This is a genomic window from Bradyrhizobium sp. HKCCYLRH3061 (genome assembly GCF_051168015.1).
GTDB lineage: Bacteria > Pseudomonadota > Alphaproteobacteria > Rhizobiales > Xanthobacteraceae > Bradyrhizobium.
In genome coordinates, this window is record NZ_JBNPUE010000003.1 from 383,557 (window position 1) to 397,671 (window position 14,115).

9 protein-coding genes and 1 pseudogene are annotated in these 14,115 nt (G+C 66.6%); 4 read left to right on the forward strand and 6 right to left on the reverse strand.

Going from position 1 to position 14,115, the window contains the following annotated elements:
• Positions 1 to 183 precede the first annotated feature (183 nt).
• The 3 genes from ACQR2C_RS08605 to tcuA form a co-directional block, all read right to left on the reverse strand.
• Complete coding sequence (locus tag ACQR2C_RS08605) at positions 184 to 942, reverse strand: DUF1236 domain-containing protein (protein WP_315800162.1); 759 nt, start codon at positions 940 to 942, stop codon at positions 184 to 186.
• A gap of 173 nt (positions 943 to 1,115) precedes the next feature.
• Positions 1,116 to 2,213: a tricarballylate utilization 4Fe-4S protein TcuB gene (gene tcuB / locus ACQR2C_RS08610; RefSeq protein WP_434880905.1), complete on the reverse strand. Its 1,098-nt coding sequence runs from the start codon at positions 2,211 to 2,213 to the stop codon at positions 1,116 to 1,118.
• On the reverse strand, positions 2,200 to 3,615 hold the full coding sequence (gene tcuA / locus ACQR2C_RS08615) for an FAD-dependent tricarballylate dehydrogenase TcuA (protein ID WP_434880906.1): 1,416 nt from the start codon (positions 3,613 to 3,615) through the stop codon (positions 2,200 to 2,202). The genes tcuB and tcuA overlap by 14 nt, the downstream gene beginning before the upstream one ends.
• Positions 3,616 to 3,805: 190 nt before the next feature.
• On the opposite strand from tcuA, the gene ACQR2C_RS08620 reads away from it, so the two are divergent.
• Entirely contained in the window at positions 3,806 to 4,474 is a 669-nt protein-coding gene (locus tag ACQR2C_RS08620) for a GntR family transcriptional regulator (RefSeq protein WP_315800434.1), read from the forward strand.
• A gap of 121 nt (positions 4,475 to 4,595) precedes the next feature.
• Here the strand turns inward: ACQR2C_RS08620 and ACQR2C_RS08625 are convergent, their stop codons facing one another.
• Together ACQR2C_RS08625 and ACQR2C_RS08630 are read right to left on the reverse strand one after the other, a co-directional pair.
• Complete coding sequence (locus tag ACQR2C_RS08625) at positions 4,596 to 5,360, reverse strand: DsbA family protein (RefSeq protein ID WP_316180758.1); 765 nt, start codon at positions 5,358 to 5,360, stop codon at positions 4,596 to 4,598.
• Between the two features lie 127 nt (positions 5,361 to 5,487).
• Entirely contained in the window at positions 5,488 to 6,882 is a 1,395-nt protein-coding gene (locus ACQR2C_RS08630; RefSeq protein WP_315800158.1) for a M48 family metalloprotease, read from the reverse strand.
• A 152-nt stretch (positions 6,883 to 7,034) separates the two neighbouring features.
• Between ACQR2C_RS08630 and ACQR2C_RS08635 the strand changes: the two genes are divergently transcribed.
• Entirely contained in the window at positions 7,035 to 8,234 is a 1,200-nt protein-coding gene (locus ACQR2C_RS08635) for a pyridoxal phosphate-dependent aminotransferase (protein ID WP_434880907.1), read from the forward strand.
• Between the two features lie 37 nt (positions 8,235 to 8,271).
• A pseudogene (locus ACQR2C_RS08640) lies at positions 8,272 to 8,535 on the forward strand (dicarboxylate/amino acid:cation symporter); the annotation flags it as partial.
• Between the two features lie 111 nt (positions 8,536 to 8,646).
• On the opposite strand, the gene ACQR2C_RS08645 reads toward ACQR2C_RS08640, so the two are convergent.
• Positions 8,647 to 11,871, reverse strand: coding sequence for an Rne/Rng family ribonuclease (locus ACQR2C_RS08645; protein ID WP_434880908.1), 3,225 nt, complete (start codon positions 11,869 to 11,871; stop codon positions 8,647 to 8,649).
• Positions 11,872 to 12,676: 805 nt separating this feature from the next.
• Between ACQR2C_RS08645 and ACQR2C_RS08650 the strand changes: the two genes are divergently transcribed.
• Positions 12,677 to 13,993, forward strand: a complete 1,317-nt coding sequence (locus tag ACQR2C_RS08650) for an N-acetylmuramoyl-L-alanine amidase (RefSeq protein ID WP_315800433.1) — start codon at positions 12,677 to 12,679, stop codon at positions 13,991 to 13,993.
• Positions 13,994 to 14,115 lie beyond the last annotated feature (122 nt).

Genomic DNA, 14,115 nt, shown 5'->3' on the forward strand with positions numbered 1-14,115 from the left:
GGCTGACCGAGGCTTGGTCCGTCACACGAAAAAACCGTCTTAAGCGTACGAAATTGCTGAACAACCGGCTTTGTCCACGGGACTGCACGCGTTGCGTGTGATGGCTCCCGCGCGCGCTTTGCGCAATAGGTTGGGGCGGGCATTGCTGCCCGCCCCTCGTTCTCGTCGCCTGCCTGGTCGGGATCAGACGTTGAGAACCGCGACGATCTCGTAGGTGTGAGGATCGATCACGACGATCTGCTCGCGAACCAGGATGAAGTCATATCCGCGCCACTCCGGATAGATCGTCACGACTTCGGTCGGGAGCGGGTGGAAGTGAACCTCGCGCGGCACCCTTGTGCCGACGGAAATGTTGAAGTTGACGTTGGTCACCGGCTCGACGCGCTGGCTGCGGATCACCGTGGTGATCTTGGTGCGCTGCTCGGTGGTGAGCTTGGCAGCGGCGCCGGCCTGTCCGGTGGTGGTCTGCGAACGCTCGGTGCCGGTCTTGGTTTCGGCATTGGTGCTGGTGCCGGTCTTGCTGTCGCGCCCCTCGGCCTTCATGTTGTTGTCGCGACCCTCGCGACCTTCGGCCTTCATGTTCTTGGCGCCGCCCTTGCTGTCGCTCTCGGTGCTCGCGCCCTTGGTGGCCGGGCCCTTCATGCCGTCCTCGGCGTGCTGGCTCTTGGTCGCACCGGGCTTCTGTTCCGATTGACTGGAGCGCATGTCGGACGCGCCGCCGGCCGCAGGCGAGGCGCTGTCGCGATGCATCGCGCCGCCGGGCGCGTTCATGCCGCCGCTCGATGCTCCGCCGGCAGCACCACCGGTCGCACCGCCCTGCATGGCTGCGCCGCCGGACTGTCCAGCTGCGCCGCCCGCACCGCCGGCACCTTGCGCATGAGCAAAACCTGCACCCGCCAGGAGCGCGATTGCAGCAACTGATACCATCAAGCGATTGGTCATCCTCTATCCTCCTCGTATTGGCACTGCCCGCGCCGACAACGGCAGGAAGTAGGAGTCGTTCCGTGCGTCTCCGATCGTTCCGGAAAAATGTCGCAGATCGCAACCTTATGAACGGATGCTCAGGGTCATGAACGCCGCATGACCATCGTGGCGATCAGTCGCGCTCGCATGAGCTACGCGCCGTGACGTTCGCGCGCGTAGCGGACGAGAGCCAAGAATCGATAGAGGCCGTGCACGAACTTGCCGTAGGGCATCGTGATGAAGAGCGCGAATACCGCACCGAGATGGAGCGCGAGCAGCAGGCCCATCGTGCTGGTCTCGCGTAGCAAGAGGAGGGCGAGACCGGTTGCGCCGGTGAGCACGAGCATCGCCAGGAACGCGACGTCCATGGCGAGACTGCCCGCATCCATCATCGCAGGCTCACGCCTGCGCTTGGCGGTGTAGAGTCCGAGCGGGCCGAGCACGATGCCCAATCCGCCGAGCGTGCCGAGCACGACCGGCAGATCCCACAATGGATACGGCGCCTCACGGTGCAGAAGATAGTGGTAGAGCGTCGCAACGCTGGTCGATGCGACGCAGAGCATGAAGCCCCAGAACGTCAGCTGGTGATAGAACCGCCTGGTGTCGCGCGGCCGCTCGTCCTCGTTGTAGCAGCCGACGCCGCCGCCATCGAGATAGCGCAGGCTGGCTGCGTCGCGGACGGCGCGCAGCAGTGGACGTGGCCGCGTCAGGGTCGAGCTCGGCTCGCCGATGTCATTCCAGAAGGCCCGGGCGCCCATGATGAAGGCGATGATGGCCCACAGGAAGGCCGCGCCGAACAACAGTGCCATCGCGTTGTGGGGCATGAGCGCGTAGAACGAGCCGGGGCCGTGCCGGCCTGCAAACACCGCGGCCGGATCGTTGAAGGCCACGATGCCGAGGATGAACGCGGCCATGCTGATCACCGCGATGAGCGACACCGCGAGGCCGTTGCGCCTGAACAGCGGCGCCAGCGCGCGCGGCCAGGCATAGTCGGCATAGCTCTCGTGCCGCACCCGGGCCAAGACGGAGGGGACGCGAACATCGAACTCGTGCGGCGGCGAGAACTGGCAGTCGACGTAGCAGGCGCCGCAGGCATGGCAGAGATTGGCGAGATAGTTGAGGTCGCCGCCCGTGAAGGCGCGGCGCATCTCCATCGCCGGAAACACGGCGCAGAGTCCCTCGCAATAGCGGCAGGAATTGCAGATCGTCATCAGGCGATCCGCCTCGGTCAACGCCTCACTGCGCTGCATGTGTCGCTGCTCCCCGGCCGGCGATGCGCCCGAACACGCTGCCGATCGTCATGCCGATTCCTGCGGCATAGCCGCGGCCGAGTACGTTGCCGGCCATGATCTCGCCTGCGGCATACATGTTGTCGGCGGGACCGCCGGACTTCATCATCATCTTTGCGGCGTGATCGACCCGCACGCCGAGATAGGTGAAGGTAATGCCGGGCCGAACCGGATAGGCATAGTAGGGGCCGCTATCGATGCGGCGCGCCCAATGCGATTTCGGGGGCATCAGGTTCTCGGTGCGGCAATCGTCGAGGATGTCGGGATTGAATTGTCCGTCGCGCACCGATGCGTTGAAATGCGCGACGGTGGCGGTCAGCTTGTCCGGATCGAGGCCGAGCTTGCCAGCGAGCTCGGCGATGCTGGCCGCCTCGATCGCGGGGTAGAGCGACGGCATGAACAGGTTCGCCGATTTCGCGTCGAAGATGATGTAGGCGATCTGGTCCGGCTGCGCAGCAACGAGGCGTCCCCAGATCGCGTAGCGCTTCGGCCAGACGTCCTCGCCTTCGTCGTAGAAGCGCTCGGCGTTGTTGTTGACGACGATGCCGAACACGACGCAGTCGAGCCGCGTGATGATGCCGCCGTCATATTTGGGGGCCCGCGCATCGATCGCCACCGCGTGGCACTGGGTCGGATCGCCGATGCTGTCGACGCCGGCGCCGAGCAGCATGTCGAGCACCGTGCCGCGATTGTTGGGCGTGCCGCGGATCAGGAAGTTGCGCGCGATCTCGCCCCAGCCCTCGACCAGCTTGTCGATATTGGCTTCGAAGCCGCCCGCAGCCGCCACCAGCGCTCTGCCGGCGATGCGCATCCGGCCATCGCCGTGCCGCACGATCGCCGCGCGGAAGCGGTTGCCGTCGATCTCCAGCCCCACCACCTCGGCCTCGTAGCGCACCTCGACGCCGAGCCGCTCGGCGGTCAGATACAGCGCATTGAGCATGGCCCGGCCGCCGCCCAGGAAGAACGAGTTGGTCCGTCCTAAGCTCAGCGTGCCGCCGAGCGAGGGCTGGAAACGCACGCCCTGTTCGACGATCCAGTCGAGCATGTCCTTGGACTCGCGGATCATCAGACGCGCCAGTTGCTCGCTGGTCTGGCCCTCGGTGACCCGCAGGAGATCGTCCCAGAACTCGTCCTCGGTGTAGGGGCCGCTCAACGTCGCGGTTGCCGCGTCATGGGCGCAGCGCATGTTGCGGGTGTGGCGCGTGTTGCCGCCGCGATAGAACTTCGAGGCCGCTTCCAGCACGATCACCGAAGCGCCGGCGCGCCGGGCCGCGATCGCCGCGCACAGCGCCGCGTTGCCGCCGCCGACCACGACGACGTCGTAGGTCTGGGGATGGTCGGCGATATCGCTCTGATCAGTCATCGCAGGCCCTCGCGGACGCAAGGCGGCAGGCCCTGGATCGGCTTTGGTCGCACAGCCACGCCATCGGCCAACCGGCAATAGAGGGTACGGAAGTGCGGGCTGCAGTGGGCATGGAAATCGTATACTATTGTATACAAAAATATGCAAGATATGCTGTTGTTCGGAGCGAGGTTGTGAGATCGTGACCCCCATGTCCTCGGAAGCGCCATCGCTCACCATCGATCGTGACAACGTCTCTCTCGGCGAAGCGGTATTTCGTGCGCTGTGCCATGCGCTGGAGAACGGTTTCTATCGCTCCGGCGATCGGCTGCGGGAGGACGAGGTCGCCCAGAAGCTGAACGTCAGCCGGACGCCGGTCCGTGAGGCCTTCGGCAAGCTGGTGGCCAAGGGGTGGGTGCAGCCGGCCGGTGGACGCGGCCTGATCGTGCGCAGTCTCGACGAGAACGAAGTCCTCGAGCTGTACGCGATGCGGGAAATTCTCGAAGGCGCCGCGGCCCGGCTCGCCGCGCAGTATGCCGTGCCGGCCGAGGTCGCGGCGCTCCGCGACATTCATGCGAGCTTTGTCAGCGCGGGGGACGCCGCCGAGCTGGCGCGGCTGAACCGGCTGATGCACGGTGCGATCCAGCGCGCCGCGCGCAACCGCTATCTCGACGCCGCCCTCGAGGACATGCATGTCGCGACGGCGCTGCTGGGAACCACGACGTTTGCGGCCGAAGGACGTGCGGCAACAGCCGCGGCCGAGCATGGTGAGCTGATCGAGGCGATCGCGATCCGCGATCCCGATCGGGCAGAGGCGATTGCACGCGGGCACATCCGCGAGGCACTTCGAACCCGGCTCGGCATGAGGCTGAAGGGATAGGCGAGGGCGCTGCCGCCACCGGTCTGTCGCTTCTTCACCGGCTCACGGCAAAGAAGAAGGCCGGCTGAGACAGCCGGCCTTCGATTGATCCCATGATGGCGAGACGCTTTGGCAGATATGCTCAGCAGCTCGCCTTGCCGCAGCGGGCCGTGCTGATCTTCTCGCGCAGGCCCTCGACGCCGACGGCGCCGATCACGACCTGCTTGCCGATCACGTAGCTCGGCGTCCCGTTCATGCCCATCTCCTCGGCGAGCTTGAAGTTTTCCTCGATCGTCGCCTTGGCCTCGGGGCTCGCCATGTCCTTCTCGACGCGCGCCATGTCGAGCCCGAGATCCTTGGCGACGGCGAGCGCATGGGCCTTGTCGGCTTGGCCGCGGCCGCCCAGCAGCTTCTGGTGGAAGTCGAGATATTTCTGCGGGGCCTGCATGCGAACGGCAACCGCGACCTGTGCGGCCTCGACGGAGCCCTGGCTCAGCACGGGAAATTCCTTGAGCACGACCTTCAGCTTCGGGTCGCTCTTCATCAGCTCCATCATGTCGGCCATCGCGCGCTTGCAGTAGCCGCAATTGTAATCGAAGAACTCGACGAAGGTGACGTCGCCATCCTTGTTGCCGAGCACGACGCCGCGCGGCGAGTTGAAGATGGTCTCGGCGTTCTTGCTGACGCTGGCCTCGTGCTTGGCCGCCTCGGCCGCCGTCTGACGCTTCTGCAGCTCGGCCATCGCCTCTTCGAGCACCTCGGGATGCGCGATCAGGTAGTTTCGGACGATGGTCTCGATCTCGCCCCGCTGGCTGTCGGAGAAGCTCTCCGCCGACGCGAGCTGAGGCACGCCGCAGAGCGAAAGCGCGAGCAACATCGCGGGAATGAGCGTGCGGACTGACGGCATGAAGGAGGTCCTCTGGGTCAAATGATCGGGTCCTTGTCGATGGTCGTGACGGTATTCTGATATTGTGGATCGGATGATAGCAGTAGTTCAAAACTTCAGCGGGCGCCAACCCCCGCTGTCCGACACCCTACTGGCCGGAAAGCGGCTTTGCCGTGACGATGTCGTCGGCCCTGACCCAGCCCGGCGAGCCGACCGCGAAGCGGGTTTTTGCACGCGAGGCAAGCTCGCGCGCCGTCTTGTTGTCGCCACGCAGGAAGGCGGCCTGCGCCGAGGCCAGATCCGCCTCCGCATAATCGCCCTTGCGACCGTAGGCCATCGCGAGCTGGGAATAGCCGAGCGGCGCCTCGGATTCGCGCGCGACCGCCGCGCGCAAGATCGAGATCGCCTCGTCAGTGTAGGCTTTGTTCTCGGATGCCACCAAGGCCTGACCAAGTAACATCTCGATGAGCGGGGCGTTATTGGACAGGTGCACCGCCTTGCGCAGCGGGGCGATCGCCTCAGTGGGGCGGCCGCCCTCCAGCAGGGCCTGGCCGCGGACCTCGTAGAAATAGGGGTTGTTGGGCTGCACCTGGATCAGGCCATCGATCTGGCTCAGGGCGCTGCGCAGGTCGCCATGCAGGTAGGTGGAGATTGCCCTGGCGTAGCGGGCGGGCAGGCCGGTGTCCGACAATGGATAGCGCCGTGCCACCGTGTCCGGCCGTTCCATGAAGGCCGAGATCTTGGCACGGACCATGTCGTGGCGGAGCTGCAGTGCGGGGTCGTCCTTCTTGTCCCAATAGGGGCTTTGGCGCGCGAGGCCCTCGAGCGCCTCGACGCGATCGGCCGGCATCGGATGTGATTGCAGATAGGGGTCGGCGCCGCGCGCGGCGAACAGGCTCTCATTGGTGAAGCGCTTGAACGTCTCGTACATGCCCTTCGGCGATTGCGCTGTCGCGGTGAGGAATTTCACCCCGGCACGGTCGGCGTTCTCCTCCTGCTGGCGCTGATACGACAACAGCGATCGGCGGATGACCTCGCCCGGGGCCGACAGCGTCGCGGCGCCGGCATTGGCCAGGCCGCTGCCGCCGCCGCGCGCGCCAACGGCGAGGGCGCCGGCCCCGAGAATGGTGGCGATGATCATCTGGGTCTGCGCGGTGGCGAGCTGCTGGCGCAGCTTGGCGAGATGACCGCCGGCGAGATGGCCCGTCTCGTGCGCGAGCACGCCGATCAGCTGGTTCGGATTTTCCGACTGCAGGATCGCGCCGTAGTTGACGAAGATGCGGCGGCCGTCGGCAACGAACGCGTTGAAGGACGCATCGTTGATGATGACCATCTGGATGTTCTGCTTTTCGAGCCCGGCGACGCGCAGGATCGGCCGCGTATATTCGCGCAGCAGCACCTCGGTCTCGGTGTCGCGCAGGATCGGCGGTCCCTTGCCCTGCTGCGCCGACGCAGGCGCGAGCGGCGCCAGCGTCACGGCCGCCGCGACGACCGCGGCAAGCCCGCCGGACAGTTTCTTGCGAAGAACGATACGGAGCGACATCAGGCGATCTTTGCAATTGGCGCGAGGCGCGAGACGGGCTATTGCCCACCAAACGGCGGAATGCGGCTCATCTGCGGCGAACGAGGCCCATGGGCTGACCTCGACCGGTTCACGGAGCGGGTCCGGACAGCCGGGGTCAATAGCAGATATCGATGGTGGATGCGACAGTGATACCGACATTGGAACAGCGGATCGCCAACCTGACGGCGCCGTCCGCGCGCAGCAATGTTCCACCGTTCATGGTGATGGACGTGATGGCTGCGGCCGAGCGGATCGAGTCGGGCGGCGGACATGTCATCCACATGGAGGTCGGCCAACCGGCGGCGGCTGCGCCACGAGCGGCCATCGCGGCCGCGCATGCCGCGCTCGATCAGGCCCGCATCGACTACACCTCGGCGCTGGGTTTGCTGTCGCTGCGGCAGCGAATCGCACGGCACTATCGCGAGACGCATGCTTGCGAGATCGATCCGGCGCGGATCGTGATCACGACGGGATCCTCCGCCGGATTCATCCTGGCGTTCCTGGCGATGTTCGAGCCCGGTGACCGCGTGGCCGTGACCGTGCCGGGCTATCCGCCCTATCGCCACATCCTGACGGCGCTGGGCTGCGAGCCGGTGCTGATCGAGACCACGGCGGAGAACCGTCACGCTTTGACCGGCGAGGCGCTGCTCGCCGCGCACCGCAAGACGCCGCTGAAGGGCGTGCTGGTGGCAAGCCCTGCCAATCCGACCGGCACCATGATGTCGCGCGAGGCGCTGGGCGGCGTCATTGCAGCCGCACGCGATGCCGGCATCCGCTTCATCTCCGACGAGATCTATCACGGTCTGGACTACGCGTTTCCGGCGGTGACGGCGGCGGAGCTGTCGAGCGAGGCCCTGATCATCAACTCGTTCTCGAAGTACTTCTGCATGACGGGCTGGCGCATCGGCTGGATGGTGGTGCCGGATGCGCTGGTGCGGCCGATCGAGCGTCTGCAGCAGAACCTCGCGATCTCGGTTCCGACCCTGTCGCAGATTGCGGCGGAAGCGGCGTTCGACGGCCGGGCCGAGATGGAGGCCATCAAGCGCGGTTACCAGGAGAACCGCCGCATCCTGATCGAGGGTTTCCCGAAGGCCGGCCTGACCCGGTTCCTGCCGGCCGACGGCGCCTTCTACCTCTATGCCGACGTGTCCGACTTCACCTCCGACAGTTTCGACTTCGCCAAGCGGATGCTGGAGGAGACCCATGTGGCCGCCACGCCGGGCGTCGACTTCGATCCGATCCACGGCCGCAGCTTCGTGCGCTTTTCCTATGCGCGTTCGGCCGAGGACATGCGCGAGGCGGTGGCCCGGATCGCGCGCTGGCTAGGCTAGGGCGCGGGTGAGGTCGGTTGTGCACCCTTCGTCATTGAAGGGCACGAGCGGCGTTGACGTTGCCGTCTTCGTCACCTTGGCCGCAACGCTGTCGGTCGTGAAGCCGGCCCTGGTTCCGGGCATGGCGATCGTGTGCTCGACCGACGAGTTCATGCGCGAGCCGCGCGCGCCGACCAACATCACCGGCAACGGCACGGCCGCCGTGTTCGTCTCGTGGCGGGAAGACGAACGCGACCATGATCTCCTGCAGAGACGGCTCAATCAGCAGATCGATCCGTCGGATGTCGAGACGGCCGTGACGTGGCTTGAGCGGCCTCCGGTCGTCACGGCCAGGAACGATCGCCATACGCCATATGAAAAACGCCCGGCCATCTGGCCGGGCGTTTTGCATTGAAGCGTCGGAGAGCGGGGGCTACTGCCCGCCACCGAAACGGCGGGACCACCAGCCGGCCCGGCGCGGGGCCGCAGGGGACGAGGAATCGGTGGCCGCCGGCTCGGTGGCAACCGGTTCGGACGCCGCGACATCGGCAGCCGGAGCGGGCGAGCTGCTCTCGGCGACGTTGACGGCCGAAACCGCGCTCTCCGGCCTGGGCTCGGTGAGGAAGCTGACCTTCTCGCGAACCGTCGAACGCCGCGGGGTCTTCTCGGATTCCGTCTTCGGAGCCTCGGTCTGCTGCACTTCGGGTTGACCGGGAGCAGCCTGGGGCATTGGCGCGGAGGCGCCAGCGAGGGGCTCATCGGCCTCGGTTGCGGCCGACGCCTGGACCGGCGCCGCGGGTTCTGCCGGCTCTTCCTCGTCGTGGTGGGAAGCGCCGTTGCCGTCGAAATCGGCCACGGCGGCTTCTGCCTCCGATGCCGAAGCTGGCGCGAGCTCGTCGCCGATCGACGCGGCGAGACCTTCTTCCGCGCCACCGCGCCGACGGCGACCGCCGCGACGTCCACGCCGGCGCGGACGCCGCTCGCCGCCAGGCTGATCCGTCTGCTCGCCCTGGGCGAACGCAGGCTGTTCCTCCGACTCGTCGTCTTCGCCGTCGGAGTCCTCGGCTGACTGGTCGGCGGCAGGGCCCGGCTCCGCGGGCTGCAGTCCGGCCGTTCCTTCAGGCAGCGCGCCCTCGCGGGTCTCGCTGCCGCGGCCGCGCCGACGCCGGCGCCGCTTGCGACGCGCGCCGTCCCGCTCGCCTTCGACGGCGCTGCCGTCGGCCGTGTCCTCGGACAGGCCTTCGGTCTCCTCGGTCTCGACCTCGGATTCCGTCTCGATGTCGAACGGTTCTTCCTCGTCGTAGATGTCCTCGGCCGCCAGCGGTGGGGCTGAGGCCTGCGCCGCGAGCAGCGCCTTGGCGGCCTCGAGCGTATGCACCTGCTCGCCGCGATCGATGATGAAGGATTGCTGGCCGCTCACGCTCGGGTCGGCGATGACGGCGAGCGAGACCTTGAAGCTGTTCTCGAGGTCGCGCAGATGGCCGCGCTTGTGGTTGAGCACGTAGAGCGCCACCTCGGTGCGGGTGCGGACCACGAGGTTGTGGGTCGCGCCCTTCATCAGCGTTTCTTCGAGGCTGCGCAGCAGTTGCAGCGCCACCGAGGATACCGAGCGCACATGGCCGGTGCCGCCGCAATGCGCGCACGGCTCGGTCGAGCTTTCCAGCACGCTGGCACGGATGCGCTGGCGCGACATCTCCAACAGGCCGAAATGCGAGATCCGGCCGACCTGGATGCGCGCGCGATCCTGCCGCAGGCAGTCCGACAGCTTGCGCTCGACGGAGCGGTTGTTGCGCTTCTCGTCCATGTCGATGAAGTCGATGACGATCAGCCCGGCGAGGTCGCGCAAACGGAGCTGCCGCGCCACCTCCTCGGCGGCCTCCATATTGGTCTTGAGAGCGGTGTCCTCGATGTGATGCTCGCGCGTGGCGCGGCCGGAGTTCACGTCGATCGAGACCAGCGCCTCGGTCTGGTTGAGCACGATATAGCCGCCGGAGCGCAGCTGCACGGTCGGCGAGAACATCGCGTCGAGCTGGCTCTCGACGCCCATCCGCGAGAACAGCGGCTGGCCGTCGCGATACTGCTTCACCGCCCGGACGTTGGTCGGCATCAGCATCTTCATGAAGTCGTGCGCCTCGCGGTAGCCGTCTTCACCGGCCACCAGGATCTCGTCGATCTCCTTGTTGTAGAGGTCGCGCAGCGAGCGCTTGATCAGCGAGCCCTCCTCGTAGACCAGCGTCGGCGCCTGCGACTTCAAGGTCATGTCGCGGACCGTTTCCCACAGCCGCAGCAGATATTCGAAGTCGCGCTTGATCTCGGGCTTGGTGCGGTTGGCGCCGGCGGTGCGCAGGATCACGCCCATGCCCTCGGGCACGTCGAGGTCCTGCACCACTTCCTTCAGGCGCGAGCGGTCCTGCGCGGAGGTGATCTTGCGGCTTATGCCGCCGCCGCGGGCGGTGTTGGGCATCAGCACGGCGTAGCGGCCGGCGAGCGACAGATAGGTCGTCAGCGCGGCGCCCTTGTTGCCGCGCTCCTCCTTCACGACCTGCACCAGCATCACCTGGCGGCGCTTGATGACCTCCTGGATCTTGTACTGCCGGCGCGGACGGAAGGTGCGCTCCGGCACTTCTTCCAGCACGTCGTCGCCGCCGACGGATTCGACGAGCTCTTCCTCGATCTCCTCGCCGTCGTCCTCGTCGTCCTCGTGGTCGCCGGACACGGCCTCAGAGCCGTTCTCGTCGCCGGGCACGATGGTGACGCCGTGATCCGCGTGCTCGGCCATGGGAGCGACGTCATCGTCGTGATCGTGCTCATCGTGATCATGCTCGTGATGGTCGTGCTCGTGATGATCGAGCTCATCATGCTCGTGCTCGCCATCATGATGCTCGTCATGACCGTGGCTCTCATGGTCATGCTCGTCGGCGTGCTCGTCCGCTCCGAGGACGGGGCTGGCTGCCTCGGTGGCGGGCGCGTCGCCGGTCTGCGCGACTTCGCCAGTGGGCTGCTCGGCGGCGGCGTCGTGGGCCTGCGCGGCGACGGCATCATGCGGTTCTTCGGCATGGCCGTGCGATTCGTCGGCTGCGCCTTGTTGAGCTTCGCCCGGCGCGTCCTGGTCGTGGGTCTCGACCGGGCCCTCGGAGAAGCCTTGCGCCTCGGTCGCGTCGGCGTGCGGCTGATCGTCCTGCGCATAGGCGTGGTGCTCAGGCGCCTCGTGGTCGGCCTCATGCCCCTCGGTCTGGGCAGGGAGGCCCGCCTCGGCGGCCTCGACGATCTCGCTCTGGACGCGTTCGCCGCTGCCGCGGCGCCGTGAACTGCGGTGCCGGTTGCGGCGGCGATTGGAGCGGTTCTCGCTTTCCTCTTCGGCTTCGCGGTGCGCGCGCTCCTCGGCTTCGATCAGAGCCTGCCGGTCGGCGACTGGGATCTGATAGTAGTCCGGATGGATTTCGCTGAAGGCGAGGAAGCCGTGGCGGTTGCCGCCATACTCGACGAAGGCGGCCTGCAGCGAGGGCTCAACGCGGGTAACCTTGGCGAGGTAGATGTTGCCGCGGAGCTGCTTGCGTTGGGCCGTTTCGAAATCAAATTCCTCGACGCGGTTGCCGCGGACGACAACGACCCGGGTCTCTTCCGGGTGGGTAGCATCGATCAACATCTTGTTGGGCATATTGGAACTCTTGGAGGCGACGGGCGCGATTGGCCGCGAGCGCGTGGCGCGCTGTCGGATGACGCGACGGTCCACCTGATTCGGGGGTGAGGGGAAGGCCTAAACGCAGCTGGTCGCGCCGCGCCAACCCTGATGCCGGCGGGGCGATTGGCCGGGCGGGGGTCTGGCCCCGCATCGGCGCGGATCGTCCGCTGGTCATGGTTGGCAACTCAGTCTGGCGCATCAAGCGTCGGCCCGTCTGGAATATGTGGGCGGCAGCGGGTGCCGCCTTCTCTGTTGCCGAAGGCCAGATTGCGCCGAAACGCTTGCCTGGATCGAATACCCACCCTGTAACGGGCGCGGTATCAGGCTATACCGTGTCTGACCTGGTGCCCGGGCGGTCTCTGCGAGGAGGCGCCCTGACAGGCGCCACTCGGCTCGTGACCGGCTCTCCGTTGCGGCCGCGCGGGATCGCGCAGGCTTTGGTGGAGCGTCGGAAAGGCGCTGGAATCTCCGCCACGATCAAGGACTCGATACCGAGCACCCCGATCACGAAGCTTCCGGCGTTTCACCGGAGGTTGAACGCGACACAACCGGCAGTAAGGATTAGCCTTCAGCCCTTCGTACATACGAGGAATGGTCAGGTCGCGCAAGCGAAGCGTCGCGGAACCGCAACAATCGGTGGCCTTTAACGAAAATGACAAAATTTGGCGATTAACCCCTGGGATTGGTTGCGGTAAGACGATCCCGCGGAGGCATCGATTTGGCAGTTGGCCGGGCGAATTACCTTTCCTTGCTGGGATGCGCGTCACTGTGCGTCACGCAAATGTTATGCGCGGCCGCCATTCCGGCCCGCGCCCAGAGCGGGCCGGTCGGCCAGGTTCCGCCTGCCGTAGTCGGGCCCGGGTTCCCGATCGCCACCGATGCACGGGTCGCCGGCGATTCCCGACAGACCCGATTCGTGCTCGATCTCGACCGGACGGTGCCGTTTCGAGCCTTCCTGCTCAGCGAACCCTATCGCGTCGTCGTCGACCTGCCCCAGGTCAGCTTTCATCTGCCCACGGGAGCCGGGACCAGCGGCCGTGGTCTGGTGAAGGCGTTCCGCTATGGGATGGTGATGCCTGGTGGGTCCCGCATCGTCTTCGATCTCACCGGCCCGGCCCGAATCGCCAACTCCACGGTGCTGGATGCCGCCAACGGCCAGCCGCCGCGGCTGGTGCTCGAACTGGAGGAGGTCGACGAGGCGACTTTCGCCCGCGCCATCGGCAGCGACAGCCGGGCCAGGCCTGCCGATTCGGGTTCCGCGACGGCGTCCGTCGCGGTCGCAGGGAACCCCGCGCCGGCAGTCCGGCCGCCGCCGACGACGGTCGCCATCGCCACCCCTCCGACGGATGGCCCGCCGGACACCCGGCCCGTGGTCGTGATCGACCCCGGTCATGGAGGTATCGACTACGGCACGCAGGGCGGCGAGGTGCCGGAGAAGAATCTGGTGCTCGCCTTCGGCCAGGCGCTGCGCGACCGGCTGGAACGGTCGGGCAAGTTCCGCGTGGTCATGACCCGCGACGACGACACCTTCATCCCGCTCGGAGACCGGGTCCGCATCGCCCAGAAGCAATCGGCGGCTCTGTTCGTCTCCATCCACGCCGACGCGCTGCCGCGGGGTGAGGGCACTGCGCAGGGCGCGACCATCTACACGCTGTCGGACAAGGCGTCCGACGTCGAGGCGGAACGGCTGGCCGAGACCGAGAACCGCGCCGACCAGATCGGCGGGGTCAATCTGACCGAGGAGCCGGCTGACGTCGCCGACATCCTGATCGATCTGGCCCGCCGGGAAACACGCACGTTTTCCAACAGGTTCGCCCGTGTGCTGATGAACGACATGAAGACGGCGGTGCATATGCATAAGCGCCCGCTGAAATCGGCCGGTTTCCGCGTGCTCAAGGCGCCCGACGTGCCATCCGTGCTGGTCGAACTCGGCTATGTCTCCAATAAGGGCGATATGGGGAACTTGGTCTCCGACGCATGGCGGTCGCGCACGGCGGACGCAATGGCGCGGGCGATCGATGCCTTTCTGGCCAAGCGCATTGCCAATGCGGGCCCCGAGAGGCCGGACAAGCCGGTGGCGGTCCGCGCAAAGCCCTAGTTTGGCCACAGCAACATCCGTATAAACGTGCTGCGAGGCACCCGGAATCAGTGAGGATTCCTTCTCGGCAGACTTGTGATAGGCTTGACCGCTGATAGGCTTGACCATGCGTTTCTCTGGCA